Origin of the sequence: Methylobacterium indicum, from assembly GCF_001043895.1 — a bacterium.
Taxonomy (GTDB): Bacteria; Pseudomonadota; Alphaproteobacteria; order Rhizobiales; family Beijerinckiaceae; genus Methylobacterium; species Methylobacterium indicum.
This window is the reverse complement of the sequence record NZ_JTHF01000362.1, coordinates 1-3096: the sequence shown is the minus strand read 5'-3', so window position 1 is coordinate 3096 and position 3096 is coordinate 1. Positions and strand designations below refer to the sequence as shown.

General features: G+C 74.6%; 3 protein-coding genes. All 3 read right to left on the bottom strand.

The window, feature by feature from the left end; all coding sequences use genetic code 11:
• On the bottom strand, positions 1-1384 hold a 1384-nt coding region (locus QR78_RS29955), incomplete at its 3' end, for an L-aspartate oxidase (protein WP_048431277.1).
• Positions 1381-2382: a quinolinate synthase NadA gene (gene nadA, locus QR78_RS29950; RefSeq protein WP_048431276.1), complete on the bottom strand. Its 1002-nt coding sequence runs from the start codon at positions 2380-2382 to the stop codon at positions 1381-1383. The genes nadA and QR78_RS29955, both read right to left, overlap by 4 nt.
• Before the next feature lie 133 nt (positions 2383-2515).
• Positions 2516-3096 (bottom strand): NUDIX hydrolase (locus QR78_RS29945; RefSeq protein WP_048431275.1); only part of this gene is annotated, 581 nt, incomplete at its 5' end.

The following is a 3096-nucleotide window of genomic DNA, read 5'->3' as shown; positions in this document are numbered from 1 at the left end:
AGGCCGGCCTCGCCCGGGCCAGGGCGGCGAGCCGGGCGGCGGCCCGGGCGAGGCCGGCCTCGTCGCGCACCAGCCCGACCTCCGCCTGCATCAGGTCGCGGATTTCTTGCAGGTCGCGGATTTCTTGCAGGTCGCGGATTTCTTGTAGGTCGCGGATCTCCGGCAGGGCGTCGCACGCGGCGAGCGGGTCCGGGCCGCGGCCCGCGCCCGCGGCAGGGGCGTCCATGCCCCGGATGTCCGCGGCGATCCGCACCGCGAAGGCCATCGCCTCGAGGAGCGAGTTGCTGGCGAGGCGGTTCGCCCCGTGCAGGCCCGTCGCCGCGACCTCGCCGCAGGCCCACAGGTTGGCGAGCGTGCTGCGGCCGCACCCGTCCACCCGGATCCCGCCCATGTGGTAATGCGCCGCCGGCCGCACCGGGATCGGTGAGACCGCCGGGTCGAGCCCGGCGCCGCGGCAGAGGGCGGCCACGGTCGGGAAGCGGCGCGCCACGTCGATCCGGCGGGCATCGAGGAAGACCGCCTCGCCCCGGCCGGTCCGCCGGGCGATGGCCCGGGCGACCACGTCGCGGGGCGCCAGCTCCGCCCCGGCGATGCCGGCCATCACCCGGCCGCCCGCGGCGTCGACCAGGATCGCGCCCTCGCCGCGCAGCGCCTCGGTGGCGAGCGGCAGCGGGCCGTCGGTGCGGAGCGCGATCGCCGTCGGGTGGAACTGCACGAACTCGACGTCGCGCAGGACCGCGCCGGCCCGGGCCGCCAGGGCGAGGCCGGCCCCGACCGCGCCGGCCGGGTTGGTGGTCGCGCGGTAGAGCCCGCCGAGGCCCCCGGTCGCCAGCACCACGGCCCGGGCCGGCAGGTCCAGGGCTCCCCGGTCGGTGCGCAGCACGAGGCCGGTGACCCGGCCCTCGCCGTCCTGCGCCAGGGCCGTCGCCCGCCCGACCGTCACGGTGATCGACGGGCAGGCCGCGGCCGCCCGGGCCAGCGTGCGCAGGACCGCGGCGCCGGTGGCATCGCCCCCCGCCTTGACGATGCGGCGGCGGGAATGCGCCGCCTCGAGGCCGAGCGCCAGGGCGCCGTCGGGGCCGCGATCGAAGGCGAGGCCGAGCCCGACGAGCCAGTCCACCAGTCCGGGGCCGGCCCCGGCGACGATGCCGGCGATGCCGGCGTCGCTCAGGCCCGCGCCGGCCGCGAGCGTGTCGGCGGCGTGGAGCGCCGGGGCGTCGTCGGCGCCGATCGCCGCCGCGATGCCGCCCTGCGCCCAGGCCGTGGCGGTCTCCTCGCCCAGCGGCGCCGCGGTGACGAGGGTGACGGGGAGCGGCGCCAGCCGCAGGGCCGTGGCGAGGCCGGCGACGCCGGCCCCCACCACGACGACGCGATCGGCCGTCATGCCCGGACCGCCAGCATGCGCTCGACGGCGCGGCGCGCCGGGGCGATCAGGTCGTCCGGTACCGTGACCTCGTGGGTCAGCCCCTCCAGGCTCCGCCGGATTTTTTGCAGGCTGATCCGCTTCATATGCGGGCAGAGGTTGCACGGCTTGACGAACGCGACGTCCGGATTGCGCACCGCCAGGTTGTCGGCCATCGCGCATTCGGTGATCAGCACCACCTGCGCCGGGCGCCGCGTTTCCACGTAATCCTGCATCGCCGCGGTCGAGCCCGAGAAATCCGCCTCCGCCACCACGCCCGGCGGGCATTCGGGGTGAGCCAGCACCGTCACGCCCGGATAGGCCTCCCGCGCCTCGCGGATGTCGGCTGCCGTGAAGCGCTCGTGCACCTCGCAATGGCCGGCCCAGGTCAGGATCTCGATCCCGGGCAGCTCGGCCTGGACGTTCTGCGCCAGGTACTCGTCCGGGATCATCAGGACGCGCTTCGCGCCGAGCGACTCGACCACCGCCTTCGCGTTGCCGGAGGTGCAGCAGAGGTCGGATTCCGCCTTCACGGCGGCGGAGGTGTTGACGTAGGTCACCACCGGCACGCCCGGGTGGCGGCGGCGCAGGGCCCGCACGTCGGCGGCGGTGATCGAATCGGCCAGGGAGCAGCCGGCCGCGAGGTCCGGGATCAGCACGGTCTTCGTCGGGTTCAGGATCTTGGCGGTCTCGGCCATGAAGTGCACGCCCGCCACCACGATCACGTCGGCATCGGTGCGGGCGGCCTCGCGGGCGAGCGCCAGGCTGTCGCCGACGATGTCCGCGACCGTGTGGAAGATCTCCGGCGCCTGGTAGTTGTGCGCCAGCACCACGGCGTTGCGCTCCCGCTTCAGGGCCTGGATCGCCGTGACGTCGCCGGCCAGCGCCGGCCATTCGATCGTTGGGACGTGGTGGCGCACCCGGTCGTACAGCTCCGGCAGGGGCAGGGAGCCTGCCCGATCGAGGGATGCCGCGTCCATTCTCGCCTCCCGATATGCTCATAATGAGCATTTACCCGGCTAGGCTAATCCCCGGATTTCAGGCTGTCCAGATATGTTGGATCTGAGCATAAGTGCGGTAAGGTGTCGCGTCATTGTCGGTGGCCGACGTCGCTCAACCGATCCGGTTCGAGGGAAGCCGCAGCCCGGGCGCCGGACGTTCCAGCAGCACCTCGCGGCGAAAGCGCATCAGCCGGGCCGGGCGCCCGCCGGTCTCGGCGGTGACGGCCTCGGTCTCCTCGACGAGGCCCTGATGGGCGACGAGGCGGCGAAAGTTCTGCTTGTGCAGGAGGATGCCCGACAAGGCCTCCACGACGCGCTGAAGCTGGCCGAGGGTGAAGGTCGGGGGCATCAGCTCGAAGACGACCGGCCGGTACTTGATCTTGCCGCGCAGGCGCCCGAGGGCGGTGGCGAGCATCCGGCGGTGGTCGAAGGCCATCGGCCGGCCGGTGAGGAGGGCGCTCTCGTCCGGGCTCGCCCCGGCCTCCGGCACCAGCCCGGCCTCGAACAGCAATTCGTAGCGCTCCAGCACCCGCTCCTCGTTCCAGCCGCTCCCGGCCGCCCCGAAGGTCAGGCCGATCCGGTCGTGCCGGCGCCGCCGCGCCTCCGGGCTCGAGGCCGCCTCGGCCCAGGCCGCGAGCCGGGCCGCGATGGCGTCGAGGTCGTCCGCCCGCTCCGCCCGCCGGTCCTCGTACG

Coding starts and splice junctions, on each gene's coding strand:
- nadA (WP_048431276.1), bottom strand. CDS start 2,382: ATGGACGCGGCATCCCTCGATCGGGCAGGCTCCCTGCCCCTGCCGGAG.